Annotated in this window: 23 protein-coding genes; 8 read left to right on the forward strand and 15 right to left on the reverse strand. The window is 40.5% G+C overall.

The window, feature by feature from the left end:
- Positions 1–17: 17 nt before the first annotated feature.
- From ACTF5Q_RS07020 to coxB, 9 genes are all read right to left on the reverse strand, one after another.
- Entirely contained in the window at positions 18–608 is a 591-nt protein-coding gene (locus tag ACTF5Q_RS07020; RefSeq protein WP_438953918.1) for a GNAT family N-acetyltransferase, read from the reverse strand.
- A gap of 2 nt (positions 609–610) precedes the next feature.
- A complete protein-coding gene (locus tag ACTF5Q_RS07025; protein ID WP_438953919.1) occupies positions 611–1,876 on the reverse strand; it encodes a M16 family metallopeptidase in 1,266 nt (421 codons plus the stop codon).
- Between the two features lies 1 nt (position 1,877).
- Positions 1,878–3,263 carry a threonine synthase gene (gene thrC / locus ACTF5Q_RS07030; RefSeq protein ID WP_438953920.1) on the reverse strand — a complete coding sequence of 462 codons (1,386 nt, stop codon included), beginning with the start codon at positions 3,261–3,263 and terminating at the stop codon, positions 1,878–1,880.
- Position 3,264: 1 nt separating this feature from the next.
- Entirely contained in the window at positions 3,265–3,936 is a 672-nt protein-coding gene (locus ACTF5Q_RS07035; protein ID WP_438953921.1) for an SURF1 family protein, read from the reverse strand.
- Positions 3,937–4,025: 89 nt separating this feature from the next.
- Entirely contained in the window at positions 4,026–4,826 is an 801-nt protein-coding gene (locus ACTF5Q_RS07040) for a cytochrome c oxidase subunit 3 (RefSeq protein ID WP_438953922.1), read from the reverse strand.
- On the reverse strand, positions 4,814–5,425 hold the full coding sequence (locus tag ACTF5Q_RS07045; RefSeq protein WP_438953923.1) for a cytochrome c oxidase assembly protein: 612 nt from the start codon (positions 5,423–5,425) through the stop codon (positions 4,814–4,816). The genes ACTF5Q_RS07040 and ACTF5Q_RS07045 overlap by 13 nt, the downstream gene beginning before the upstream one ends.
- On the reverse strand, positions 5,418–5,585 hold the full coding sequence (locus tag ACTF5Q_RS07050) for a hypothetical protein (RefSeq protein ID WP_438953924.1): 168 nt from the start codon (positions 5,583–5,585) through the stop codon (positions 5,418–5,420). The genes ACTF5Q_RS07045 and ACTF5Q_RS07050 overlap by 8 nt, the downstream gene beginning before the upstream one ends.
- Positions 5,582–6,523, reverse strand: a complete 942-nt coding sequence (gene cyoE, locus ACTF5Q_RS07055) for a heme o synthase (RefSeq protein ID WP_438953925.1) — start codon at positions 6,521–6,523, stop codon at positions 5,582–5,584. Before cyoE ends, ACTF5Q_RS07050 begins: the two co-directional genes overlap by 4 nt.
- 63 nt (positions 6,524–6,586) lie before the next feature.
- The gene (gene coxB, locus ACTF5Q_RS07060; protein ID WP_438953926.1) at positions 6,587–7,465 is read right to left on the reverse strand and encodes a cytochrome c oxidase subunit II; all 879 of its coding nucleotides are present in this window, start codon (positions 7,463–7,465) and stop codon (positions 6,587–6,589) included.
- A gap of 147 nt (positions 7,466–7,612) precedes the next feature.
- Here coxB and tldD point away from each other — a divergent pair, with 147 nt between their 5' ends.
- The 4 genes from tldD (at position 7,613) to pdeM (ending at position 14,997) form a co-directional block, all read left to right on the forward strand.
- Positions 7,613–9,034 (forward strand): metalloprotease TldD, encoded by a 1,422-nt coding sequence (gene tldD / locus ACTF5Q_RS07065; protein ID WP_438953927.1) that lies wholly within the window; start codon positions 7,613–7,615, stop codon positions 9,032–9,034.
- Positions 9,035–9,230: 196 nt separating this feature from the next.
- Positions 9,231–11,729 carry a type I DNA topoisomerase gene (gene topA / locus ACTF5Q_RS07070; RefSeq protein WP_438953928.1) on the forward strand — a complete coding sequence of 833 codons (2,499 nt, stop codon included), beginning with the start codon at positions 9,231–9,233 and terminating at the stop codon, positions 11,727–11,729.
- A gap of 156 nt (positions 11,730–11,885) precedes the next feature.
- Positions 11,886–14,297, forward strand: a complete 2,412-nt coding sequence (locus ACTF5Q_RS07075) for a ligase-associated DNA damage response DEXH box helicase (RefSeq protein WP_438953929.1) — start codon at positions 11,886–11,888, stop codon at positions 14,295–14,297.
- Between the two features lie 31 nt (positions 14,298–14,328).
- A complete protein-coding gene (gene pdeM, locus ACTF5Q_RS07080) occupies positions 14,329–14,997 on the forward strand; it encodes a ligase-associated DNA damage response endonuclease PdeM (protein ID WP_438953930.1) in 669 nt (222 codons plus the stop codon).
- Positions 14,998–15,003: 6 nt separating this feature from the next.
- Here pdeM and ACTF5Q_RS07085 read toward each other — a convergent pair whose 3' ends face one another.
- Genes ACTF5Q_RS07085 through ACTF5Q_RS07095 form a run of 3 tightly spaced genes read right to left on the reverse strand, consistent with a single transcriptional unit; the run spans position 15,004 to position 17,320 of the window.
- On the reverse strand, positions 15,004–15,741 hold the full coding sequence (locus ACTF5Q_RS07085) for a lysophospholipid acyltransferase family protein (RefSeq protein WP_438953931.1): 738 nt from the start codon (positions 15,739–15,741) through the stop codon (positions 15,004–15,006).
- Positions 15,741–16,610 carry a cell division protein FtsX gene (locus ACTF5Q_RS07090; protein ID WP_438953932.1) on the reverse strand — a complete coding sequence of 290 codons (870 nt, stop codon included), beginning with the start codon at positions 16,608–16,610 and terminating at the stop codon, positions 15,741–15,743. The genes ACTF5Q_RS07085 and ACTF5Q_RS07090 overlap by 1 nt, the downstream gene beginning before the upstream one ends.
- A 32-nt stretch (positions 16,611–16,642) precedes the next feature.
- Positions 16,643–17,320 (reverse strand): cell division ATP-binding protein FtsE, encoded by a 678-nt coding sequence (locus tag ACTF5Q_RS07095; protein WP_438953933.1) that lies wholly within the window; start codon positions 17,318–17,320, stop codon positions 16,643–16,645.
- A gap of 125 nt (positions 17,321–17,445) precedes the next feature.
- Between ACTF5Q_RS07095 and ACTF5Q_RS07100 the strand changes: the two genes are divergently transcribed.
- Entirely contained in the window at positions 17,446–18,123 is a 678-nt protein-coding gene (locus ACTF5Q_RS07100) for a zinc-ribbon domain-containing protein (protein ID WP_438953934.1), read from the forward strand.
- A 21-nt stretch (positions 18,124–18,144) separates the two neighbouring features.
- Here the strand turns inward: ACTF5Q_RS07100 and lysA are convergent, their stop codons facing one another.
- Together lysA and argH are read right to left on the reverse strand one after the other, a co-directional pair.
- Positions 18,145–19,413, reverse strand: a complete 1,269-nt coding sequence (gene lysA, locus ACTF5Q_RS07105) for a diaminopimelate decarboxylase (RefSeq protein ID WP_438953935.1) — start codon at positions 19,411–19,413, stop codon at positions 18,145–18,147.
- Between the two features lie 208 nt (positions 19,414–19,621).
- Complete coding sequence (gene argH, locus ACTF5Q_RS07110) at positions 19,622–21,016, reverse strand: argininosuccinate lyase (RefSeq protein WP_438953936.1); 1,395 nt, start codon at positions 21,014–21,016, stop codon at positions 19,622–19,624.
- Positions 21,017–21,038: 22 nt separating this feature from the next.
- Between argH and ACTF5Q_RS07115 the strand changes: the two genes are divergently transcribed.
- Positions 21,039–21,614, forward strand: a complete 576-nt coding sequence (locus ACTF5Q_RS07115) for a TlpA family protein disulfide reductase (protein ID WP_438953937.1) — start codon at positions 21,039–21,041, stop codon at positions 21,612–21,614.
- A gap of 24 nt (positions 21,615–21,638) precedes the next feature.
- Here the strand turns inward: ACTF5Q_RS07115 and ACTF5Q_RS07120 are convergent, their stop codons facing one another.
- Complete coding sequence (locus ACTF5Q_RS07120) at positions 21,639–23,390, reverse strand: ABC transporter ATP-binding protein (protein WP_438953938.1); 1,752 nt, start codon at positions 23,388–23,390, stop codon at positions 21,639–21,641.
- 346 nt (positions 23,391–23,736) lie between these two features.
- Here ACTF5Q_RS07120 and ACTF5Q_RS07125 point away from each other — a divergent pair, with 346 nt between their 5' ends.
- A complete protein-coding gene (locus tag ACTF5Q_RS07125) occupies positions 23,737–24,204 on the forward strand; it encodes a flavin reductase family protein (RefSeq protein WP_438953939.1) in 468 nt (155 codons plus the stop codon).
- Positions 24,205–24,432: 228 nt separating this feature from the next.
- A complete protein-coding gene (locus ACTF5Q_RS07130; RefSeq protein ID WP_438953940.1) occupies positions 24,433–25,773 on the forward strand; it encodes an ABC transporter substrate-binding protein in 1,341 nt (446 codons plus the stop codon).
- Positions 25,774–25,824 lie beyond the last annotated feature (51 nt).

Below are 25,824 nucleotides of genomic sequence, written 5' to 3' on the forward strand. Positions count from 1 at the left end.
TTTCATCTGCATTAATATCATACAACCCCAGTATCAGTCTTTCCTCTTCTATCGTGTCTTAAAGAGGCATATAAAACATGGGTACGCCACCTACCATCAATTTGAATATAGGCCTGGGCTACTCCTTCATATTTAAATCCACATTTTTCCAATACCTTTCGCGAAGGGGTATTCTCCGGCAAGCACGCCGACTCAATTCGACTTATATCTAACGTATTAAATGCGTAATGGACCAAAGCAGCTATTGCCTCAGACATAAATCCCTTACGCACGTATGGAAGACCAATCCAATAGCCCATTGTAGCAGTTTGATTTGGCCCCCTGCGAATATTATCTAATGTTATTGCTCCCAAAAGCGCACGATCGACCCTGTTAACTATAAACAAAGGTATAGCAGTTCCATTTTGCATTGAACGCTTTGCCCAATTAACTCTATTTATAAAAGGTCTTTTTAGTAGATGGTCATGGGACCAAACTGGCTCCCAAGGTGTTAAAAACTCTTTGGACTCTAGACGCAATTGTGACCAATTTTTGTGATCTGAGAGCTGAGGTAACCGTAAGTCTAGTCTATCTGTTCTAATCAGCAACTGGCGCTTACTAAATAGCATTGTTAGGCTGCTCGTCTTATTTCTAACTCACTAAGATCTGGCGCTAAACCTACTGGGCCATATAATGCCATTGCAGTTTTAGATGAAACTGCAATTTTTTCTGCATAACTTCGCATATCATTTAAATTTATTGCATCAATTTCCTTTACAGTTTCTTCCAAAGTTGGAACCCGATCCCATATTGAGATCATTCGAGCAAGTCGCTCAGCACGTGAAGACACGCTTTCAAGCCCCATTAGCAAGCCAGCTTTCATTTGAGCGCGTGCGCGATTCAACTCAGACTGGCTGAAATTATCCGCAGCTCTTTTAAGCTCATCGAAAGTTAGTTCACTTAATTCCTTCAACCTTTCCTCACTGGTGCCGGCATATATTAAAGTGCTACCACCGTCGCGATACGCTACTGACTGCGCAAAGATAGAATAACACAAGCCGCGCTTTTCGCGTATTTCTTGGAAGAGACGGGAGGACATTCCTCCCCCTAGTGCCACACTATAAATCTGGGCTGCATAAATTTCGTCATCCACGTAACTAGGTCCGTCGAAGGCTAAGGCCATATGAGCTTGTTCTAATTTCTTCTCTCTTCTAAACTCTCCACCCTTAAAATTAATTGGATCCGTAGAATATTTTATTTTACTTGATTTTAAACTGCCGAATTGTTCTTTAGCCAAAGAGACGATTTCCTCATGCTTAACTCCACCGGCAGCAGCTAAAATTAACCTGTCCGGGGAGTAATTTTCTGACACAAAGTCCGAAAGATCTCTCTTATCAAACTTTCTGACTTTTTCTGCTGGTCCTAAAATTGTTCGTCCCATTGGTTGATCTGGATATGCTGTTTCCTGCAACCAATCGAAAATTATATCATCAGGAGTATCTAGTGACTGACCAATTTCCTGCAAAATTACATTACGTTCAACTTCGATTTCTTTTTTATCAAAAATTGAATTCTTCAAAATATCTGCCAAAATATCAATTGCTAATGGTATATTTTCTTTTAACAACCTAACATAATAAGCGGTCACTTCCCTTGATGTGTAAGCATTTATGTATCCACCTACGTCTTCAATTGCTTCAGCAATATCTAGAGCAGATCTCTTGGAAGTCCCCTTGAATGCCATATGTTCTAAAAAGTGAGCAATGCCATTTTGTTCTAAGCGTTCATGTCGGCCACCAGCATCAACCCAAACCCCAACCGAAGCTGACTGCAGACCTGGCATATGCTCTGTGACAATACGAAATCCATTTTCTAATTTTTCTGTTTGGACTGTCAAATTATATCCTGTCTTTAATAAATCTTTTTAATTCATCCGGATCATTTGCAACTTTTGAAATCCTTTCAGATCTATCAAAAAGATCACTCATCCTATCTGGAAGACTTGGATTTACCTCAGAAGCATTCTTAACTGCTGCCGGGAATTTTGCAGGGTGTGCTGTTGCCAGTGTAATCATAGGCACAGCATGATCACGAAAGTCGTCTGCAACCTTAACACCAATTGCTGTATGTGGGCACAGCAGTTGGGCAGATCTACTCAAACTGCGCCCAATCGTACTAGATGTTTCAACTTCAGTAGCCATACCAGATGAATAATGTTGCGATAAAGCGCTTAAAGCTGCATTTGTAATATCGAAACCACCATTCTGCTTCAATTGGTCCATAAGCTTTGCAATTTCATTTGCATCCAAAGCATACGCATAAAATAGAGCACGTTCGAAGTTTGAACTGATTTGTATGTCCATTGATGGGCTAATTGAGGCTGCAACTTCAGTTGTATGATATCCATTACCACTCAGGCATCTGTGCAAAATATCATTTTGATTAGTAGCCACAACCAATCTATCAATTGGCAAACCCATTTCTTTAGCAATATAACCAGCAAAAATATCACCAAAATTACCAGTTGGAACCGTAAAACTCACCTTTCGTGACGGGGCCCCTAAAGAAACGGCAGATGAAAAGTAATATACAATCTGTGCTAAAACACGAGCCCAGTTAATGGAGTTAACACCAGCAAGCTGTACTTTGTTTCTGAATTCGTGGTCATTGAACATGTCTTTTACACGAGATTGACAATCATCGAAGGTCCCATCTACTGCAATCGCATGAACATTGCTTTCTTTAGCAGTTGTCATCTGTCTACGTTGCACATCGGAAACCCGGCCATCCGGAAAAAGAATAAACACATTTACTGCATCTAAACCTTTAAACGCCTCGATAGCAGCACTACCAGTATCACCACTAGTTGCACCGATTATTGTAACTCTTTTTCCACTGCGTTTTAACGCAACTTGGAATAACTGGCCTATCAGCTGCATCGCAAAGTCTTTAAATGCAAGAGTGGGACCATGAAAAAGCTCTAATAAAAAGTGATTAGCTTCCAATTCAACAAGCGGAGCGCACGAGATATGACTGAAATCCGCATAGGCTTTTTCAATAATTTCATGTAACTCATCATCTTCGAATGCGTTACCCATGAAAGGTTTAGTTATTTTGAAAGCAATCTCTTGATAACGTAAGCCCTGCATAGACAAGATCTGATTCTTTGTTACTTTGGGAATATTCTCTGGAACATATAACCCACCATCCAGAGCCAAGCCCGTAAGCATCGCCTCTTCAAAAGTGAGCGCGGGAGCCAATCCACGGGTCGAGATATACTTCATTTTATAGCCTTTTTCGTCTTGTAGTCCAAACAAATAGACAGCTCATCAGAGCCCAGATTATGGCTAAAGAAAACCATGTAAATGCGTACTGCAAGTGATCATTTGGAATGTGCGAAGTGTCAATAGGCATTGGAGTTATATTTTTATCTTTATGTGATGAGTCTTTAAGAATTAATAGAACAGGTTCTGTCCGTAAGAAAGATGCCATACGCTCGACGTCGCGTGCAAACCAAATATTATTTTTGAGATCAGGTATGGGAGTAAATGTGTCTACCTCATCGGGCCAATGTAAATTCCCAACCAAAGAAATACCACCGGCCAAACTTACATCATAAGTATTCTCAAGCCTAACAAAGCCTTGATCTACGAGCAGCCTACGCTGGTTTGTTTGAAAAACACTGATTATACGATAGCCGGCTCCATAGTGCTTTCTGCTAGCCAACACTCGAATGCTTTCTCCCGTATATTGACCAAGAATTTCTACGGATAAATATTTATGATCATCTTCATTAGGTCTAGCCGGCAAAATAACAGGAACTTCAGTAATTTTTTGATCTATCTTTCCTAAAAGATCCGTTTTCCAATGAAGCCTATCTATCTGCCACTTTCCAAGAGAGAGCAAACAAGCTGTGCCAGCAAAACCAATAAAAACTATAAACCAAACGCGTGTCATTGGACCAGCGCTTTAAACATCAAATACATTAGTAACAAATATTGAATATGTTAACTATTAGGGCTCTTCTTGGTACATGGGCGTGAATATCATCCACCCCATACATAGACAGCTGCAAACAAGAATAGCCAAACTACGTCCACAAAATGCCAATACCAAGCCGCAGCCTCAAAACCAAGGTGGCTTTCAGGTGAAAAATGACCACGCATAGTCCTCAATAAACAAATAAATAAAAATATCGTACCTACGATCACATGAAATCCATGGAAACCAGTTGCCATGAAAAAATTAGCGCCATAAATATTTCCACTGAAACCAAAGGCTGCGTGACTATATTCGTAGGCTTGGAAAACAGTAAAAATAGCTCCTAGCAAGATTGCAATAATCAAACCATTTTTAATGTCTTTGCGATTATTTTCATGGACTAAAGCGTGATGTGCCCAAGTTGCAGCAGCTCCAGAACATAATAAAATAAGTGTATTTATCAGAGGTAGATGCCATGGGTCAAAAGTCTCAATTCCGACGGGCGGCCAAACTCCATCAACCATCGGGGACTGCTCTGACATTGGATACATGGCGTGCTTAAAGAAGCTCCAGAACCATGCCGCAAAAAACATGACTTCAGACATAATAAAAAGAATAAAACCATAACGAAGTCCAATTAAAACTACAGGGGTGTGATCACCCTCTTTATTTTCGGTGACGGTATCTGCCCACCATCCAAACATTACATAAATAACGCCGACGAAGCCTATTAGAAGAAGCCAAGGACCGTTATCATGGAAAAACAAAACAGCCCCAAACAGCATGACGAAGGCTGCGACTGCCCCAATAAATGGCCACAATGATGGATTTAAAATATGATAATCGTGATTTTTTACATGTGCCATAATTGTCCCTCTTTGGCTTGGCTAGTCACTTCTGTACTCAAGTTTCTACCGCTAATTTTTGCTTCATCGACCGGCAGGTCAATTTCATAAAATGTATAAGACAATGTAATCGTTTTAGCAAACTTGGCGTCCCTATCGTTAACCAACTCTGGATCTACGTAGAATGTCACAGGCATTTGCACCCGCTCACCCGGTTGCAGGACTTGCTCTTGAAAGCAAAAACAATCAATTTTATTAAAAAACGAGCCAGCATCGTAGGGGGTTACGTTATAACTGGCTGAACCTGCAACAGGCCTATTTGTAGGATTGTAAGCTTCATAAAATGCGAGAGCCGTTTCACCAATTTTAACTTTAACCTGTCGTTCCACAGGGCTGAACTCCCATGGCATATCTCGTTCCAGGGATGCATCAAACCTTACAGTTATTAACTTGTCTAAGATTATATCGGATTCAGAGTCTGAAACGTTAGTATAACCGCCGTAACCAGTCACTCGACAAAAGAGATCATATAGAGGCACTGATGCCCATGCCATCGCCCCCATGAATAAAACGGTACCAAAAGCGAAGAGAGCAGTCTTCTGATTTGCTTTTTTACTCATTACTTGCTGCTCCCACGATGGCGCCCGAAACATCGCCTTCGGTAACTTTAACAACTGTTAACCCAAAAATCAGCGCAACGAAGGTTACAAGAATTATGCCTAGGCCAATATTTCTGCTCATGCGACGTTTATGTAGTTCATGCTCAGCTCCAAAGTTCATAAGAACCCCCATGAAAAATTTGTACCAAGCCCCAAGTCGACGAGAATTGATCCAAATTGTAAGAAAAGGTACATTAATGAATACCTGAAAAAATTGCGTTCTACTTTAAAGTTATCTGCTTCTGCTTCAGGCTCATCTCTGACCCAAATCTTGAAGGCCATCGTGACGAAAACCGCATTTAAGACTATTGCGGTTACGAGATATGCCCAACCGCCTATAGACGTAATTGACGTAAACAATGCAAACATTGCTAGTACGATAGTATAAAAAAATATGTGATTTCTGGTAGAACGCCGACCGTGCGTAACCGTAAGCATGGGAACGCGTGCAATTTCGTAGTCAGCACGCATAAAAAGCGCTAGAGCCCAAAAATGTGGTGGGGTCCATAGAAATATTAAAGAAAACATTAAAACGCTTTCCATCGATATTCCGGAAGTAGCAACGGCCCAACCAATCATAGGTGGAAAGGCACCAGCGGCGCCTCCAATGACAATATTCTGTGGCGTTAATCTTTTCAGCCACATTGTATAAATGACCACGTAAAAGAAAATCGTAAACAATAAAAATAATGCAGCAAACCAGTTTGCTGCTAATCCCAACATTACAACAGATATACCAGCCAATCCAAAACCAAATGCTTTTGCTTCATCGCGTGTAATTTTTCCAGAGGGAATTGGGCGATTTTTCGTACGGCGCATCAAACTGTCTAGATCGGACTCATACCACATATTTAACGCACCAGAGGCTCCGCCACCAAGCGCAATAAAGATAATGGAAACGAATATTGTAAACGGATGCAAATCAACCGGCGCCGCAATAATCCCCACTAAAGCCGTAAAGACAACTAGTATCATCACTCTTGGTTTAAGGAGAGCAAAGTAATCGCCAATACTTGGTTCGTAATTTATTTCAGCTTTTACGAGAGTCGTATCACTCATGATATTTTTAAAACCCAGTAAAGTTACAAATCAGACCTTCAAGATTGGTTGAGCTGCGAAAATTCAATTGGCCAATGCTAACTCAATATTACTATCAATCTCTTCCAAACCAGCAAATTCTTCAATTGCACCGGATAACCAAGCTTCATAATTTTCTTGGCTTACTACTTTCACAGTAATTGGCATGTATGCGTGATCCTTCCCACAAAGCTCAGAACACTGACCAAAGTAAACGCCCTCTTTTTCAGCCTTGAACCATAACTGCCCTAATCGGCCAGGAACCGCATCTTGCTTGACACCAAAAGCTGGAATGGTCCAACTGTGAATAACGTCAGCGCCGGTAACTTGCATTACAACCACTTTGTCAACAGGAACTACGACAGCAGTATCTGTGGCCAATAAAAACTCATCTTTTGAATAGCCAGCTTCTATTAGCTCCGCCTCTACCTCGGGTGTTAGAACTTTGCCGTCACCAATCAGCATACTATCAAACCCAAAACCATGATCTGTATACTCGTATCCCCAGTACCACTGGTAGCCTGTAACCTTTATGTTAATATCACCATCCGGTATTACCTGTTGCTTAAAAAGCACCGGGATAGAGAATGCACCAATAAAAGCAAGAATAACTATAGGCACCACCGTCCAAGCTACTTCAACTGGCGTATTGTGCGTGAATGAGGAAGGTTCAGGATTGGCTTTACGATTAAACTTTAAAATTACGTAGCCTAACAGAAAAACTACAAAAAGACTTATGGCAGTGATAATGATTAAAAGCATACCATCTAGCCATTGAAGGTCTCGTGCTAACTCTGTAACTGCTGGCTGAAAGCCGGTACCTGATGGAGTTGGCACCCCAATTAACTCCAAGTTTTCTTGCGCGTTGGCAGAAGCTCCAAGCAGAGTGGCTGCTGCACTATATTTGATAATATTCTGTCCCATAATATAACCTAAGTAAGTAATGTAGTTGGCTGTTGTCTTATTACAGTGTAAAACCATATTCTAACGGATAGTTAAAGAAGAAAACTTGCGTCAAAGAGACGCTTTCTATCATTTTGGCCAGATTTGAAAAAAAATTGGATAAAAAAAATGCGAAACGAAATATTTCAGCCCTTCGAAGAGACCTTGGACGAGTCCAAAACCAAGAAATTTTTGGCTGACACACTAAAGTCCGCTGACGATGGTGAATTGTTTTTCGAAGAGAAGCGCTCCGAGTCGCTTGTGTTAGATGATCAAAGGTTGAAGTCTGCTAATCTAGATGCTGCAAAAGGTTTTGGGCTCCGCGCGGTTAAAGGTGAGACAACTGCTTATGCTCACTCAACAGATATAAGTGAAAAAGCATTAATAAGGGCTGCAGAGACTGTTAAGCTACTAAATTCAAATGGGACCCCACAGGTTAATCAACCTCCTTCAAACTTAATAACCAAACTCTACCACGATATAGACCCAATTATTGAAGCACCATTTTCATCAAAAGTGGATTTACTAAAGGAAATTGATGAGTATGCCCGAAACTTAGATCGACGAGTTGTTCAAGTTTCAGCATCAATTTCAGCTTCGGTTCAAAACATATTAATTATGCGGCACGATTGTGATCTCAAACGAGATACAAGACCTTTAACAAGATTAAACATTTCTATCAGTGTTGAAGAACAAGGACGCCGCGAAACCGGTAGTGCCGGTGGCGGAGGTAGATACGCGCTTTCCCTAATCACTGCCCCAGAAATTTGGCAAGGTTTTGTTAAAGAAGCCTTGAGAGTTGCAATTTTAAATTTAAACGCAGAACCAGCTCCAGCAGGGGTTATGGATGTAGTTTTAGGACCAGGGTGGCCTGGAATTTTACTGCATGAAGCAGTTGGTCATGGTTTAGAAGGCGACTTTAACAGGAAAAACACCAGTGCTTTTTCAAACTTAATGGGGAAACGAGTTGCAGCAAAAGGTGTTACAGTTTTGGATGATGGTACAATCCCTGATCGAAGAGGATCTATCTCTTTTGATGATGAAGGAACTCCAAGCGCAAAAAATACCCTTATCGATGATGGGATCCTAGTGGGTTATATGCAAGACAGACAAAACGCTCGCCTAATGGGCACATCATCTACCGGAAACGGGAGAAGACAGAGTTATGCTCACCCTCCAATGCCCCGAATGACAAACACATACATGCTCAATGGCACAGAAAATGTAAACAATATGCTATCTTCATTAAAAAATGGGATATATGCCGTTGGGTTTGGCGGAGGACAGGTTGATATAACTAATGGTAAATTTGTTTTCTCATGCACTGAAGCATACAAAGTTAAAGATGGTAAAGTTGGTCCTCCGGTAAAGGGTGCAACTCTTATAGGAGATGGTGCTTCAGCTCTTAAAGAAATTCGCGCGATCGGCGATGACATGTCGTTAGATCCAGGTATGGGTTCGTGCGGAAAAGCGGGGCAATGGGTCCCTGTAGGGGTTGGTCAACCATCACTGTTGATTGGGGGCTTAACTGTCGGTGGATCGCAAACCTAGATAAAAAAATAATTTAAACGTGACCAACTTGGTGGATTATTTTTTTAATTAAGGATCTATCGCTTATGGGTTTGTAGTTTTTGCAATAGGAAACCAAATATTTTTGATTAAAGTTCAGACAACGGATTGACAACACCCAGTTAGTCAATTCATTAAACGCCGCAATTAACTGTTCGTCGAGTCGGAAGGAAACATAATGCCTGTAGTTGTTGTGGAGTCCCCAGCGAAAGCGAAGACGATCAATAAATATTTGGGAACAGATTATAGCGTATTTGCATCATATGGTCATGTAAGAGACCTACCCCCAAAAGATGGATCAGTTGACCCGAAAAACAACTTTGAGATGTTATGGGAGGTATCTACTGATAGTAAAAAACACATCAAAGCAATATCAGATGCCTTGAAGAAAGATAACACTCTTATCCTGGCAACCGACCCAGATCGCGAAGGCGAGGCGATAAGTTGGCATTTAGAGGAGGCACTTCGTAAAAGACGTGCAATCAATGGAAACACGCAAATTCAACGCGTCGTATTCAATGCAATCACAAAATCAGCTGTTTCAGAAGCTATGAAAGCTCCAAGAGAAATAGACTCGCCGCTTGTAGAAGCCTATCTCGCGAGGCGAGCTTTGGACTATTTAGTAGGTTTTAATTTGAGCCCAGTGCTGTGGCGGAAATTACCTGGAGCCCGATCTGCGGGACGCGTCCAATCAGTATGCTTAAGATTAATTGTAGAAAGAGAGATGGATATTGAGGCATTTAACGCTCAAGAATACTGGAGTGTTCATGCATCTTTAAAATCCCCAAGAGGACAGGTTTTTGATGCCCGCCTCGTTAACTTAGCCGGTGATAAGTTAGAAAAATTTGATTTACATAATGAAACGCAGGCCGAATTGGCTGTTGCAGCAGTTGAAAGCCGTAACCTTCAAGTTAAGAGTGTAGAAGCAAATGCAGCAAATAGAAATCCTTATGCACCATTTATGACGTCGACCCTTCAGCAGGAGGCAAGTCGTAAATTTGGCATGGGGGCTAGGCAAGCAATGAGTGTAGCGCAACGTCTATATGAGGCAGGCCACATTACTTATATGCGAACTGATGGTATCGATATGGCACCAGAAGCCGTTATGGCAACTCGAGAAGAAATTCAAAAGCGTTACGGAAATAATTACGTCCCTAAAAGCCCACGTATGTATAAAAATAAAGCAAAAAACGCTCAAGAGGCTCATGAATGTATACGGCCCACTGATATTTCTAAAGACGCCTCAAACGCAAAAATAAATGATGTAGATCAAAAGAAATTGTACGATCTTATTTGGAAAAGAACGATTTCCTGTCAAATGGAAGCCGCAAAACTTGAAAGAACTACAATTGATATCACCAGCGAGGACCAGCAGATTCTTCTTAGAGCTAACGGCCAAGTGGTAATTTTTGATGGGTTCTTAAAAGTATACGAGGAAGGTCGAGACGATAATGATAGCAAAGAGGATGGTAAGAGTTTGCCAAAACTCTTTCAAAATGAGCAATTGGAAAAACTAGGCGTAAACAAGGATCAACACTTCACACAGCCTCCACCTCGTTACACCGAAGCAACTCTTGTAAAAAAAATGGAAGATTTGGGCATAGGTCGACCATCCACATACGCCTCTATTGTAACAACAATTCAAGAACGCGAGTATGTACGTAAAGAAAAAAACCGTCTTTCGCCAGAGGATAAAGGCCGGATTGTAACAATCTTTTTATTAAACTTTTTCAAAAAATATATAGAATACGATTTTACTGCAGGTCTTGAAGAAAAACTTGACATAATCAGTGCTGGTAAACTTGAATACACAAATGTTTTAAAAGACTTTTGGCAGGACTTTTCTTCGGCGATATCAGAAACTTCAGAACTTCGTATTACTCAAGTTTTGGATGTTTTGGATGAGGCTCTATCACCGCAGCTCTATCCGTCACGAAGCGACGGATCAGACCCCCGATTATGTCCAAAATGCCAGAGCGGCAAGCTGCATCTCAAATCTTCAAAAACAGGAGGGTTTGTCGGTTGTGGCAACTATCCAGAATGTAATTTCACTAGGCCAATTTCTGGGGATAACGGCGATAATGCAGATCGTACTTTGGGCGAAGACCAAGGGGATATTATTCAATTAAAATCTGGACGCTTTGGTCGCTACATTCAACGCGGCGAGGTCACCAGTGAAAATCCCAAACCTCAGCGAGCCAGCTTACCTAAGGGCTGGGAGGCATCAGAGATGGATCTTCATAAAGCCCTTAAATTATTAGGGTTGCCAAGGGAAATCGGGAAGCACCCCGACGATGCTGAAATTGTGGAAGCCGGTATTGGACGGTATGGTCCATTTGTTAAGCATGGACGGCTGTATGCCAATCTCAAAGAGGTCGATGAAGTGTTTACAATCGGCATGAATCGAGCCGTCGAAGTTTTGGCACTTAAAGCAAGTAGCGGTGGGCGTAGATCAGAAGTCTCAAAACCTATTAAAGAATTAGGAGAACATCCTGATGAAGGTGGTCCAGTAAATGTTATGGATGGAAAATATGGTCCATATGTGAAGTGGGAAAAAATAAATGCAACACTTCCAAAAGACATAGAGCCAACAAGCGTGGACCTTGAAACTGCTGTGAGGTTAATTTCCGAGAAAAGTAAAAAAGGACCTACGAAAAAGAAAAAGCGAAAAAAGTAAGTAATATCTCACTTACTCAAAAGTATGTCTGCTACTCAATAACTCACACAGTAAAACGATTACTTATATTAGCATCTTTTGACAAAGCTGGTTTGAACTCTAGTTCGCAACAAAAGTGGATGATGACATCCTTTAGTCTAAAATAGCTAGGCCAAAGTGCATATACCTGATAAAATTTCAAAATGGATACGAGCCAAAAATTGGACGTTACATGAACATCAAATAAGGATGTTCAAAAGTTCTGAATGCTCATCTCAATTATTAATAGCTCCGACGGGTTCAGGTAAAACGCTCGCAGGTTTTCTACCAACAATAGCTGATCTTTATCTAAACCCATCTCAAAAATTACATACTCTCTATATTTCTCCACTTAAAGCATTGGCTTCAGATATAAAAAGGAATTTAGAAACACCAATAAAGGAGTTAGAGCTTAAGATCAGCGTGGAAGATAGAACGGGAGACACAAAACAGTCTATTAAAAAAAAACAAAGGGTAATCCCTCCTAACATACTTCTCACTACGCCAGAAAGTTTGGCTCTTTTGATGTCATATCCGGAAGCGCCATCTATATTTTCAAGTTTGAAACGAATTATAGTAGATGAGATTCACGCCATTACTGAAAGTAAAAGGGGAGATCAGTTATTTCTAGCAATCTCCAACATACGTAAATACTGCCTTGACGCTAAGATAATTGGCTTATCGGCCACTGTTAATGATCCCTCTATAATTGCAGGTTGGCTTGCTCCAGCAAATGATTGCGACATTATTCTTTCTGACCCAGGACTGATCCCAGAAATTTCAATACTTAAGACCTCAGAACCTCCTCCGTGGGCTGGAGCCGGAGGATTATATTCTATCCCAGAGATTATAACTGAAATTGAGACACACAAAACAACCTTAATTTTTCACAATACCAGAGCTCAAGCGGAAATATTTTTTCATAATCTTTGGCTGGCTAATAGTAAAAATTTGCCAATTGCCATACACCACGGGAGTTTAGACAAAGAACAAAGAAACCAAGTTGAAACTGCGATGGTTCGAGGGGAACTACGGGCTGTGGTTTGTACGGGAAGTCTAGATCTTGGTATTGATTGGGGATCAGTAGATTTGGTAATACAAATAGGCGCTCCAAGGCAAGTAAAACGATTGATACAACGCATCGGTAGAGCAAATCATAGCCATAGTGGGGCTAGTAAGGCTCTTATTGTCCCGGCAAATCGCTTAGAGGTACTTGAGTGTTTCATGGCCCTGGATGCAATTTATGAAAACAAACTGGATAGCGAAGTACAAACCCAAATTCCATTAGATGTAATTTGCCAACATTTATTGTTAGTAGCGTGCGCAGGGCCATTTCTGCCGGTAGATGTATTTAATGAAATAATAACGCTCGCTAAATATAAAAATTTGAGCCGTGAGGATTTCGATCAATGCCTAGATTTTTGTATAAGTGGCGGATACGCCCTCAAAAAGTACAACCAGTGGCACAGGCTTATTCAGACCAGCGACGGCTCTGTAAAACTTAGAGATCCACGTATAGCCAACCGTTTAAGAATGAATGCGGGAACCATTCAGGACAGCGATACATTGAAAGTTAGATATAAGTCTAAGCGTGGCAAATCAAATGGCTCAACTATCGGAGAAGTAGAGGAGGCATTTGCTGTTTCTCTCACCCCAGGCGATACCTTCTTGATTGGAGGTAAGATTGTAAAATTTGAATCACTTCGAGAGATGGTCGTTGAGGTCTCGCCGAGGCCTGAAAAGAAACCCAAGATTGCCGTATTTAGCGGAACTAAATTTTCCACGTCAACGTTATTATGTGATAGAATTCTTAGAACTTTGGAAGAGAAACGCTGGGATAATTTACCCGAGTATCTCTGCCGATGGCTTGAACACCAGGCATCGTTTTCAAAGTTACCAGAATCCAATAGCGTACTAATTGAAACTTTTCCAAGAAATGAACTTAACTATACCTGCGTCTACGGATTTTCTGGTAGAAATGCTCAGCAAACCCTTGGCTTGTTACTAACAAAGCGTATGGAAGAACTAGCGTTAAACCCAGTAGGTTTTGTAGCGAATGACTACACCACTTTGGTGTGGGGTTTAACGAAAGTAGTTGAACCAAAGAAACTACTCCAAGGAGAAAATATTTTAAGAGGTTTAGACCTTTGGCTTTCTAATAATGCGGTTATGAAGAGAACATTTCGATCTGTTGCAACAGTAGCTGGGTTAATAGAGCGTAATTTGCCCGGCATCAAAAAGTCAGGCCGCCAAGCCACTTTTTCATCGGATATTTTGTATGATACTCTGTTAAAATATGACCCAAACCATCTGCTCCTCAAAGCAACTAAGATAGAGGCAATGCAAGGATTGGTTGATTTTGGAAGAATCGAAAATATGCTTGAAAAAACCAAAAACCATATAACTCACGTTGATTTGAAGAGACCATCTCCATTTTCAGCACCACTCCTTTTGGAAGCTGGTAGAATACCAATCCATGGCAGCGCAATTGAGCTGATGCTAGACTCTGAAATTAATTCGCTTATTTCTGATGCTAGATTAGAGTATTAGAAGCATTAAATTAGATCACGTTTTATAAGAAATGAACTCATACGATTTTTATCTGTCAGGTGAAAAGCTATCAGCACTTAGCTCTGGTGGTCTTTATTGGAGTGACAAGAAAATACTCTGCGTATCTGATTTACATTTTGGTAAAACACACCGACTCAACCGCACCGGTGCTGGAGCATTGCCCCCTTATGAAAACATTGATACTCTTAAAAGATTACAGGCAGACATTTGTGCGACAAATCCAAGTTGTGTAATTTGTCTTGGTGATAGTTTTGATGATCGGATAGCCGAGCAAAGCTTTAATAACGCCGAAACGCATTTACTAAAGATCCTGCAGAAGGATAGAGATTGGATATGGATATCTGGTAATCATGATCCTTATCCGTCCCTTCAATTTGGAGAAAGTATAAGTTCTTTCTCCAAATCATCTATTACTTTTCGTCATATAGCATTAAAGGGTGAAATTGGTGAGATTTCAGGCCACTATCATCCAAAAATCTCTATAAATTTATCGAATGCTCAAATAACTCGGGCCTGCTTCATAGCAGACCAAAAACGACTGATAATGCCTGCTTATGGAACCTATACAGGAGGGCTAAGTGTACGATCTGACGAAATAAAAGTTCTTTTTGAAAATGACGCAACAGTAATGCTTACGGGAAATAAAATAAGGACAATTCCTTATTCTTCATGTTTTTAATTGAATTTACAGCTGGGCGTTAGAAACCAGCACTTCAGCCATTAAATCATTTGAACCTTTCTCAATGGTTTCTTCAAGTTTGGATAAGAAGGTTTCTCGATCTAACCCTGGCATTATTGGTGGTAAAAATTCTATTGTCGCTGTACCGGGTTTTTTAAAAATACCCAGCCGTCCCCAAAATAGGCCAACGTTGCAGGCAACTGGCATGCATGGCTGTCCTAGTTCTTCATAAAGAGCAGCTGCTCCTACTTTGTAAGGAACTTTATCTCCAGGCGCCACACGCGTCCCTTGCGGGTAAATAATTAATTGACCGGGCGTAGCATTGCCATCTTGGACTGCTGATAGCATTGTTTTTATTGCTTCACTGCGCTTACCACGCTTAACCGGAATACAGCCAATTCGCCGAGCATAAAAACCGATTATGGGCATGAAGGTTAACGATGACTTCATAATAAATTTTGGTTTGGGCGTTTTTGATACTATCATTATAACATCTAAAAAACTCTGATGTTTTGCAGCAATCAGCATTTCACCCGATGGCGGTTCTCCTCTAATCTCAGTCTTCAACCCGATTATCCAAGAAGCCGACCAAGTTACATAATTACAAAAAAAACGTACCACCAAATAAGCATAGTCAGTTCTAAGTAACGAAATTGGGGCACCAAAAAAAGCAATTACTGTCATTGCAAGATACATCTGCAAGGCAAATATTAGAGAACGAATCCATTGAATTATGAACAGCATTACATAAGCCTTTTAAGAGAAGTTTTCACTGCCATTCTTGTTGCGAAAATAGATATAATTACGAATATAAGCGGAACCGTCCCAAGCCATATCTTATCAATTAAATCAAGATTAACTTCGTCTAATATTCCTAAATTTTCACTAAAGTCCGGCATTAGGACCAATACAATGCCGGCACAAAATGTTCCTAAAATTGATCCAACAAAAACTCGAGAGGTAAATTTTCGAACAAAGGCTGTTACGATAAATGCATCAAAAGCACCAACAAGCCGAAGGACCCTGAGCACTTTTATATTTGCAGATAATGCCGCGTTTGCCGCCATGCTAACCATTGCTAATGACGATAAAACGAGTAATGCAACTGTGAACATCCCAAGTTGACTAATTAACGCCGCAAAAACTTCAATGGGCTGCCTCCATTGCGAGTGGTTATCTAGAGTCGCCGACGGAAGTTCTGCGCTAAGACGTAATCTAAGACCCTCATAATCAACACCTACGTCAGTTTCTTGTATTTCAATTAACGCCGGCATTTCAATTGCTTCCAACGGAAAATCAAAACCAAGCCACGGTTCTAGTAATTTTTTCTTATCTTGAAGTCCAACAAGACGTGCCGACCCAACACCCTTTGTTTGATCCAGGATAGCTAGCGCTATACTAGTTTGTTTTTCTAATAGATCGGTCGGCGCTGACAATCGTATAGAAGAGGCACTTTTTAGTGAGTCTCCCCACCTATTGGATAGTTCGGCGCATAGTAGCGAGAAGGCTAATCCTATAACGGCTACAAAGCTCATTGCCCCAGCCGTAAAAGTTGTTAGCCAAACCGTAAAACCCGTATTTGGAACGACTTGTATGTGATCAGGACTAGCCAAGAGTGATTTCCAAAAATTCAACATAAAAGACACTACAGATCAGCTCCTGCCTGGCTTAATTTTAAATCTGAAATCCTTAAAGTCCTAGCCGTCACATTAGCCTTAGCCAGCCTAATTAAAGAAAGGTCGTGTGTAGAAATGAAAATTGTTTTACCCATTTTATTTAATTCGATCATAAGTGTTAAAAGCCTCTGCGACATTTCCCAATCCACATTTCCAGTTGGCTCATCAGCCAATATTATCTCCGGTGACATAATTACGGCTCTCGCGAGTGCTAATCTTTGTCGTTCGCCTCCAGATAATTCCTGCGGTTTCACATTAGACTTTGAGTCCAGACCAACCCACTTCATTAATTCCAAAACATTTGCACGTTCTTTGGTATTATCCATACCAGCAACCGTTAAAGGCAGCGCAATATTTTCTTCAATACTCAAATGATCTAAGAATTCACAATTCTGATGTACTATTCCCAAGCGTCTTCTCATCTGCGAAAGTTCATAATTACTCATATTTCTAGTCTCTTCGCCAAAGACTCTGATATTACCTACCTCAGGAATAAGGGCGCCAGCGCAAAGATTAATGAACGTAGTTTTCCCAGACCCAGATGGACCAGTTAAGAAGTAGAAGGAACCGGGAGCTACACTTAATGACACGTCAGAGAAAACTGAATTACCGCCGTAAGAATAGCTAACTTTCGATATTTCTAGCAAAACCGTTCCAAAAATCTAAAAGTTGAAAATATTATAACTCAAACCTAGCACTTTTCCCTATGCTATGGAAAACAATATATGCAATAAGTAATTTATTATTTCTATAAAACCGAGCAACAAAGCTTATGTTAATCAAGTGCCCAAATTGCAACGCCAAGTACGAAGTTCCAAATGATATAATACCTGCGACAGGAAGAGATGTTCAATGCTCAAACTGCTCTAAAACTTGGTTTGTAACCGGTCTTTCTGGCAAAAAAACTTTCAAAGATAAAATCTCTAAGTATGAAGGCCCAGAGAGTGGCAGCTTACCCACATTTGAAACAACTGAAAGTTTTCTAAAAGATAAATCTACTAAGGATATCGATGCAGATGTCTTGGAAATTCTAAAAGAAGAGGCTGATCTTGAGATACGAACACGAGAGGCAGATCGCAAAGCAAGCAGTGCTGCGCAAAAGCCATTAAGCAAAAGAGCCGTTAAAAATAGTACTAAAGACAATCGCAAATCACACGATAAGGTATTGCCAAATAATATTGAAATAGGAACTACCTTAGAGGAAACCTTAACCCCAAACTCTCCAGATGAAGTCCCGGAAAAATCTAAAACCAAATCTGGTAAAGTTGGGTTTTTTATCGGCTTGGCAATAATTGTTGTTTGCTGGGCAGCGTTTGCCTATGGAGACTTAATAACTCAATCCATGCCACAAGCAGCAGCGTATATAGAAATTTACAAAAACTATGTAGATTACCTACTAGCAATGAGAGACGGTGTACTGAAAAATTTACTAGAACAAATCAAAAATTAAAAATGCGTGCATTAGAGCTGCTCATTTCAACCATAAAGGTATTTTGTCTCGAGCTATAATTTCCTCCAAGGCTGGCCTCTCTCGTATAACTGAATATTCATGATTATTTGTTAAAACTTCTGGTACCAAAGGTCTTGTATTATACTCACTAGCCATTGCAGCTCCGTATGCTCCAGCAGAACGAAAAGCCACAAGATCACCCGAGCTACATTTTTTCATGGCGCGGGATTTAGCAAAAGTGTCCCCAGTCTCGCAAACTGGACCAACTACGTCATAAATCGCGTTCTCTTGGTTTGAAGAATATTTTTTGACTGGAACTATATCATGATATGCTTCGTAGAGAGCTGGACGCAATAAATCATTCATTGCTGCATCCAAAATTAAAAATTCCCTGTCGTGACCTTTTTTAATGTAAATTACCTCTGAAACTAGCAAACCAGCATTACCGACCAATAGTCTTCCAGGCTCGATTTCTATTTCACAATTTAGGTGGCCTAATACTCTTTTAACCATTTCACCATATTCTTTTGGTGTTGGAGGGCTGCCATCTTCCAATCCATATGGAATACCCAAACCACCACCCAAATCAAGTCGTTTGATTTCATGCCCATCAGACCTCAAGACGTCAGTAAGATCAGCGATTTTCTTATATGCTTTCTCAAAAGGTAAAAGTTGAGTAAGTTGACTACCTATGTGGAGATCTATTCCCACAACCTGTATACCGGGTAGTGAAGCAGCTCTTGCATAAACTTCTCTTGCCCTTGATATTGGTATTCCAAATTTGTTCTCAGCCTTACCTGTGGCAATTTTTTCATGAGTTTTGGCGTCGACGTCTGGATTTACTCTTATACTTATTGGCGCTACTCGGTTCATATCATGAGCTATGCCTGATAATACTAATAGTTCCTCCTCAGACTCAACATTGAACTGTCGCACCCCCTCATGCAGGGCGAGTTTCATCTCAGTACCAGTTTTTCCAACTCCCGAAAAAACGATACGGCTACCATCTACACCAGCTTCTCTGGCTCGTTTATATTCACCACCAGAAACAACGTCCATTCCAGCACCAAATTTTGCCAATGTTTTTAAAATAGCCTGATTTGAGGCAGCCTTAACAGCATAACATATCAAGTGATCAACACCACTGAGAGCGCCTTCAAATAGATCAAAATGTCTACGCAGGGTTGCAGTAGAGTAAATATAAAATGGTGTCCCTACTTCTTTCGCAATCTCTTGTATTGAGACTTCTTCGGCGTGAAGAATGCCCTCCTTATAAGAAAAATGATCCATTTAAAAACACCTAATTAAAAGCTTGGGAAATAATTCCGATACATATTGTAGACAATCCTGGAAAATGTAAATGAGGTCAGAGTATATAATAATAACCACTAATCTTTTACTAGGCCTCAGTTAGTCAAATCTAAGGATTTAGGTGTCGGGGCTCCATCGATACCACACCCGTTTAAGGCAACTGAGAAAACTATAATCAATATAAATTTCATAACTCTAAGGTCTTTCTCCAACGGGCAATCTGACTTCTTACTTGAGACGGGGCCGTCCCTCCATATGAGGACCTTGAGGCAACCGAGTTTTGTACTGAAAGAACAGAGTAGATATCTTCAGTAATTCTATCATCTACCTCTCGCATTACAGCTAGATCCAGATCACATAGCTCACATTTTTTTACTTCCGCCCTTTGCACTATTTGGCCGGTGATATGATGTGCTTCTCTAAACGGCAAATTCAATTTTTGAACCAGCCAGTCTGCCAAATCTGTTGCAGTAGAAAATCCAAAATGTGCTGCTGCCTCCATATTTTCCTTATTTGCTTTGAGATCTTTAATCATCCCACTCATAGCTGCTAGAGCAACCATCAAATTATCGGCGGCATCAAATACCTGCTCCTTATCCTCTTGCATGTCTTTTGAGTAAGCCAAAGGAAGTCCTTTCATCACAATCATAAGTGCTACATTTGCACCAAAAATTCTACCGATTTTGGCTCTTATCAATTCAGCAGCATCAGGATTTTTCTTTTGAGGCATTATTGATGACCCAGTTGAAAAACGATCGGAAAGTGAAATTAAATTAAATTGCGCTGAAGACCAAATTACCAATTCCTCTGCTAATCGACTTAAATGCATAGCACAAATCGATGAAACTGACAAAAATTCTAGTGCAAAATCTCTGTCACTAACAGCATCCAAAGAATTTGCTGAGGGAGCTTTAAAATGTAGGGACGACGATGTTTTTTCTCGATTTATTGGAAATGACGTTCCAGCCAGGGCAGCTGAGCCCAACGGACATTCGTTCATCCGCTCTCTAGCATCGGTAAATCTCGACAGATCTCTGCTGAACATTTCTACATAAGCCATCATATGATGGCCCCAAGTCACCGGTTGTGCCATTTGTAAATGAGTAAATCCAGGCATTACCCAATCAACTCCCAATTCAGCCTGATCCAAGAGAGCTTCTATTAACGACTTGATTAACTTTTGTGAAAAATCAATTTGATCACGAACCCATAATCGAAAATCAGTAGCAACTTGATCATTTCGAGACCGAGCGGTGTGGAGCCTTCCCGCAGGGTCTCCAATTATTTCTTTAAGGCGCGCCTCAACATTCATGTGAATGTCCTCGAGAGCTCTATCAAAAACAAATTCATTTTTTTTGATCTGCAACCCAATTTGATCAAGCCCGCCAACGATAGATTTATAGTCTTCTTCACTAATTATGCCTTGATCTGAAAGCATTTTAGCATGAACTTTTGAAGCTAATATATCGTGCTCTGCTAATCGCTTGTCAAAGTCGATGGAAGCATTAATTTCATCCATAAGGGAATCTTGTCCGCCGGCAAACCTGCCGCCCCACATTAGGTTAGCTTTTTCTTGCGTCATTAATGAACCTTTCGGAGTCTATATGAACAAAATTCAATATGCTGTTCTTTACACCTCATTTTTATTGATCGCAAATGTCCTTTCTGCAAATGAAACAAAATTTGGTGAACTCAATAATCTCAAATTTGGTGATATGAAAAAAATGATACTATCAAATAACTTTTTTAGTGCACCAAATAACGTTTTTTTTGACCAAGATGGAAACGAAATAACACTACAACAATTTCAAGGGCGCGTAACCCTAGTAAACTTTTGGGCAACATGGTGCGCACCTTGTCGCGAAGAAATGCCTAGCCTTGAAACTCTGTCAAACCAGCTTGGAAGTGATAGTTTTCAAATTCTCACAATCGCAACAATGCGCAGTAGTAGCGAAGCGATAGATAATTTCTTTAATGAGAATAACATTGTTAATCTTCCAAAATTCCGGGATCCGAAAGGCCAGCTTGCTCGCGCGTCGGGTGTTGCGGCTCTTCCATTGACAATATTATTAGACAAAAACGGTTATGAGATAGGTCGTTTAATTGGCGATGCGGATTGGTCTAAGTCTGCAACAATTGATTTTATTAAAAAAGCAGTGGAAATCGACGCAGCCAAGTGAATTCATCAGGTATCCTTATTTTTATTATTGAAGTACCCCGAACAATTCACGGAATTCAGTTGATGTTTTGTATATCTTACTAGGCCTATCAAAACCAACTATTCTACCCTTTTCAAGCATCAAGACTTTGTCCACGTACTCAAATAGTGCGGGTCTGTGAGTGACAAATATAACCGTTTCATTTTTTAGAGTTTTCAACAGAGCTGTCATAATTTCACGCTCATTTTCTACGTCTAAAGCACTTGTCGCTTCATCAAATATGTATATCGATGCTTTTTTTAATAGACCCCGTGCTATTGCAACCCTTTGTTTCTGACCACCAGACAAATTTGAACCATTAGCACCTACCCTTGTTTGCAATCCTAATGGAAAGTCTTCTGCAAAACCGTCAACTTGGGCACTCTTTACTGCAGCTATGATTTCCTCTTGGGAAGCACCGGCAAAACCATCCTTTATATTTTCCTCAATTGTATCATCAAATAAGAAAACATCCTGGCTTATAAAAGCAATATGATTTTTTAGATCCATAGGTGAGATTGATGATATATCCATCGTGCCGATTTCGATCATGCCATCAGTAGGGCTATAGAAACCGAGAATTAAGTCGACGAGCGTTGATTTGCCAGCTCCAGACTTTCCAACAATTGCGACTTTATCTCCGGGTTGTAAATTAAAACTCACCTTGTTGATTGATACCTCATCATTTTCATAACCAAACGAGACATCAGAGAAAGTTACGCTTCCATTGCCACTTTGTAACGATTTATTTCCGTAGCTGACACTTTGTGGCTTAGTATCAATTAATCTGAACATAAAAAATGATTGCGTCAGCGATTTCTGTAATTCGACCCAAAGTTTCGAAATTTTAGATGCTGGTTGATAAGCTAGAAGAAACGCTGTTATAAAAGCTGTAAATTCCCCTGGAGTTTTCCCATAGGTAATTGTCTGCCAGGCTGCATAAATCACAAATACACCTAGCACTAAACCACCCAGAAACTCCATTATTGGATGGGTCGCGGCGGTTACCTTGCTAATTCCAAAGATCCGATCTTCTAATGCATCTACAGAAGAATTAAATTTTTCTATAGATTTACGTTCCAAATTATAACTTTTTACAGTACGAACACCCGCTAGAGCTTCTGAACCTGCTGCAAAATAATGTCCAGATAGATCCGTTTCCTCCTTGGCAACCTTTCTAATTTTCCGAGAAAGGAACGAAACCAAACCAAAGATGATGGGAATTATAACTATCGAATAAAGCGTCATCAGAGCATCTTGAAGGAACATAACAACAAAGAGCGCCACGAGCGTTAGTACTTCAGTCAAAAACCTGGAGCAGACAGCTGTCACTGCTTGGCCTGCGGCCATACCGTACAATCGGATCTGCGCCATATGATCAGAGGCATGTTTTCCATTGAAAAAACTTATTTCTCTTCTGAGCGTTTTTTGAAAAGCTTCTTTTTGGTAAAAACTGGAAATGGATCGATTAAGAACCGTCTGAAGAACAGCATTACCGTAGTGAAATAGGCTTTTCGAGAATGACACAAAAATAACTATGATTGCTACTTCAATCGCTGCTCCTGCATCTTTCGCAACGAAAACATCGTTTACAATTAACTTGGTTGTATAGGCAAGCGCCGCTGTAAAAACGGAAACACCAACCATACACAGAATAGATGCAGTAATAATCTTTTTTCTGTTTGGAATAGTTTCTTTAATTAAACGCTTAGCAGTTTTTAATGCGTCATCGCCAGTTGGTGTATTAACCGATTCCATGATCTTGCCTTTAAAACTTTTAATTTAAGCGCTTGAATTCATACTCTTAAATTCAAGTAAACTAAAAGTCATTCTAAATCGACTTAATGATATTAAAACTACCGAGCTAACTATTAGCCTACAAAAAATCTCTTTGGAGTATTCTCTGCTGAGTCGATAAGAAGATCTTATTTTAAATAGTGATGAATCTAAAAATATTAGGACCCTATTCCCAAGTTTTTATCAGTTGACGACAGTATTTCATACCGTTATTCCAATCTAAGGCACACTAACCTCCTAGGTATTTTTACTAAAAAGGTTCACTTTAATCCATTTTAATTGGTATAGTTGATGGAGTTTACATATTTTGGCTGATGTAACCGATATCAGTATTTACAAAGAAGCCTTAAGTCAATTTGCAACAGGGGTAACCATAGTGACCTGTGGCTCAGAGCAAGGGCCGGTGGGAATTACTGTAAATAGTTTTACGAGTGTTTCCTTAAACCCACCTTTGGTGCTTTGGTCTGCAGCCAAAGATTCAAAACGTCACGACTATTTTGCCAATTCAAATCATTTTGCTATACATGTCTTAAAAAAACAGCAAATCGATTTGTGTTCTGCGTTTGTCAAGCCGACCCAGGGGTTTGAAGAGATAGATTGGGAATATAATTCAGATGGAGTTCCTATTATTAATGATTGTTTGGCATTGTTTGAGTGTTCATTTTACTCCAAACACGAAGGTGGCGATCACACAATATTTGTGGGGCATGTGAATAGTTTCAACGTCAGTAAAGGCGATCCTCTCATTTTCCTTCAAGGCCAGTATTCAACATAAACTATTGATCTCAAGGATTGTTTCTAATCTTAAGTAGACTACTCTCTTTTAAGTTTCTCTAAAATTTTATTCTGACGTTAGACGTTATTCGTTACATTCAATAAAATTGATACTTGCAGGACTAAAATTCAAATGTTAGCGTTCACATTAGCACTCAGATGCTAACCAATAGCCAAATTATTTGTAATTCAATATTGCAAAGACAAAAATATTCTTGGGAGGGAATTTATGGCCTTAAAAAATAAATTAACCACAACAGCAGCACTCCTTGCTGCTTCCTACGCTTTCGGAAGTGTGGCATATGCCGACGTCTGCGATACGCCGTCGAAGCTAGGCGATATGGGAAGTTTTCCAGGTGAAGTCATTACCATTCAAGGCTCACTGCTAGGAACAGACCAGGAGATGCTTCTAAATACCGTTAGTTGCTTTGAAAAAGCCACTGGGGCAAAAATCCAATATTCTGGCTCACGAGACTTTGCAGCCCTAGTTGTCGCTGACATGCGCTCAAATAATCCACCAAATATAGCAATCTTTCCCCAACCGGGTCTTGCAGCAGATATGGCGGCAGAAGGTCACTTAGTTCCCATTGGCGATGAAGCCGCCGCGTGGATGAAAGATAACTATGGTGCAGGTTCATCATGGGTTGATCTCGGGACCTATGCAGATGCTAACGGTAACGATCATTTTTATGGGTTTGCCTATAAAATGGATCTTAAATCTTTGGTTTGGTATTCACCTGAGCAATTCGAAGATAATGGCTATGAAATACCAGCCACGATGGAAGAACTAATCGAGCTCTCAGACCAAATGGTGGCGGATGGCAATACCCCTTGGTGTATTGGTGTGGAATCCGGCAATGCTACTGGATGGACCGCAACTGATTGGATGGAAGACATAATGTTGCGTACGACATCTGCAGAAAATTATGACCGTTGGGTTTCAAATGACCTAGCATTCAACAGCCCAGAAGTAATCAACGCAATGGAGCTGTATGGAAAATTCTCTCGAAACGACGATTACGTTGCAGGTGGGGCATCATCAGTTGCCACCACATCTTTTGGGGATGCTCCAAAGGGTTTATTCACATCACCGCCAAGCTGTATGATGCACCGTCAAGCATCCTTCATTACCGGTTTTTTCCCTGATAAAGGTGCAGAAGTCGCGCGCGGTGAGGCTGATGCTTTCTACTTCCCACCTTTTGCGTCCGGAAATTTGGGTAACCCAGTACTTGGTGCGGGAACGCTTTACACAATGGCTAAAGACTCCCCTGCTACGCGTGCGTTTTTCAAATATTTGCAAGAAGCCTCTGCTCATGAAGCTTGGATGCAGCAGGGTGTCTTCCTAACTGCGCACAAGGGGGCAGACTTATCTGCTTACGCGACACCTCTGCTACGAAAGCAGGGAGAAATATTGGCTAATGCTACAACATTTCGTTTTGATGCTTCTGATTTAATGCCTGGCGCTATCGGAGCTGGAGCTTTCTGGAGTGAAATGACAGCTTTTGCAAACGGTCAAGATGCAAATACAACGGCTGATAATATTCAGTCAGCATGGGACGCTATTAAATAATAGTATCCGCAACATGACTTTTAAGAGCACAGGGTAAACCTGTGCTCTTAT

The sequence above is a fragment of the Candidatus Salinivivens marinus genome (assembly GCF_965655845.1).
In the GTDB taxonomy this organism is placed as follows: domain Bacteria; phylum Pseudomonadota; class Alphaproteobacteria; order Rhodobacterales; family Rhodobacteraceae; genus Salinivivens; species Salinivivens marinus.

Coding starts and splice junctions, on each gene's coding strand:
- ACTF5Q_RS07020 (WP_438953918.1), bottom strand. CDS start 608: ATGCTATTTAGTAAGCGCCAGTTGCTGATTAGAACAGATAGACTAGAC.
- thrC (WP_438953920.1), bottom strand. CDS start 3,263: ATGAAGTATATCTCGACCCGTGGATTGGCTCCCGCGCTCACTTTTGAA.
- ACTF5Q_RS07035 (WP_438953921.1), bottom strand. CDS start 3,936: ATGACACGCGTTTGGTTTATAGTTTTTATTGGTTTTGCTGGCACAGCT.
- ACTF5Q_RS07040 (WP_438953922.1), bottom strand. CDS start 4,826: ATGGCACATGTAAAAAATCACGATTATCATATTTTAAATCCATCATTG.
- ACTF5Q_RS07045 (WP_438953923.1), bottom strand. CDS start 5,425: ATGAGTAAAAAAGCAAATCAGAAGACTGCTCTCTTCGCTTTTGGTACC.
- ACTF5Q_RS07050 (WP_438953924.1), bottom strand. CDS start 5,585: ATGAACTTTGGAGCTGAGCATGAACTACATAAACGTCGCATGAGCAGA.
- cyoE (WP_438953925.1), bottom strand. CDS start 6,523: ATGAGTGATACGACTCTCGTAAAAGCTGAAATAAATTACGAACCAAGT.
- coxB (WP_438953926.1), bottom strand. CDS start 7,465: ATGGGACAGAATATTATCAAATATAGTGCAGCAGCCACTCTGCTTGGA.
- tldD (WP_438953927.1), top strand. CDS start 7,613: ATGCGAAACGAAATATTTCAGCCCTTCGAAGAGACCTTGGACGAGTCC.
- topA (WP_438953928.1), top strand. CDS start 9,231: ATGCCTGTAGTTGTTGTGGAGTCCCCAGCGAAAGCGAAGACGATCAAT.
- pdeM (WP_438953930.1), top strand. CDS start 14,329: ATGAACTCATACGATTTTTATCTGTCAGGTGAAAAGCTATCAGCACTT.
- ACTF5Q_RS07085 (WP_438953931.1), bottom strand. CDS start 15,741: ATGCTGTTCATAATTCAATGGATTCGTTCTCTAATATTTGCCTTGCAG.
- ACTF5Q_RS07100 (WP_438953934.1), top strand. CDS start 17,446: ATGTTAATCAAGTGCCCAAATTGCAACGCCAAGTACGAAGTTCCAAAT.
- lysA (WP_438953935.1), bottom strand. CDS start 19,413: ATGGATCATTTTTCTTATAAGGAGGGCATTCTTCACGCCGAAGAAGTC.
- argH (WP_438953936.1), bottom strand. CDS start 21,016: ATGACGCAAGAAAAAGCTAACCTAATGTGGGGCGGCAGGTTTGCCGGC.
- ACTF5Q_RS07115 (WP_438953937.1), top strand. CDS start 21,039: ATGAACAAAATTCAATATGCTGTTCTTTACACCTCATTTTTATTGATC.
- ACTF5Q_RS07120 (WP_438953938.1), bottom strand. CDS start 23,390: ATGGAATCGGTTAATACACCAACTGGCGATGACGCATTAAAAACTGCT.
- ACTF5Q_RS07130 (WP_438953940.1), top strand. CDS start 24,433: ATGGCCTTAAAAAATAAATTAACCACAACAGCAGCACTCCTTGCTGCT.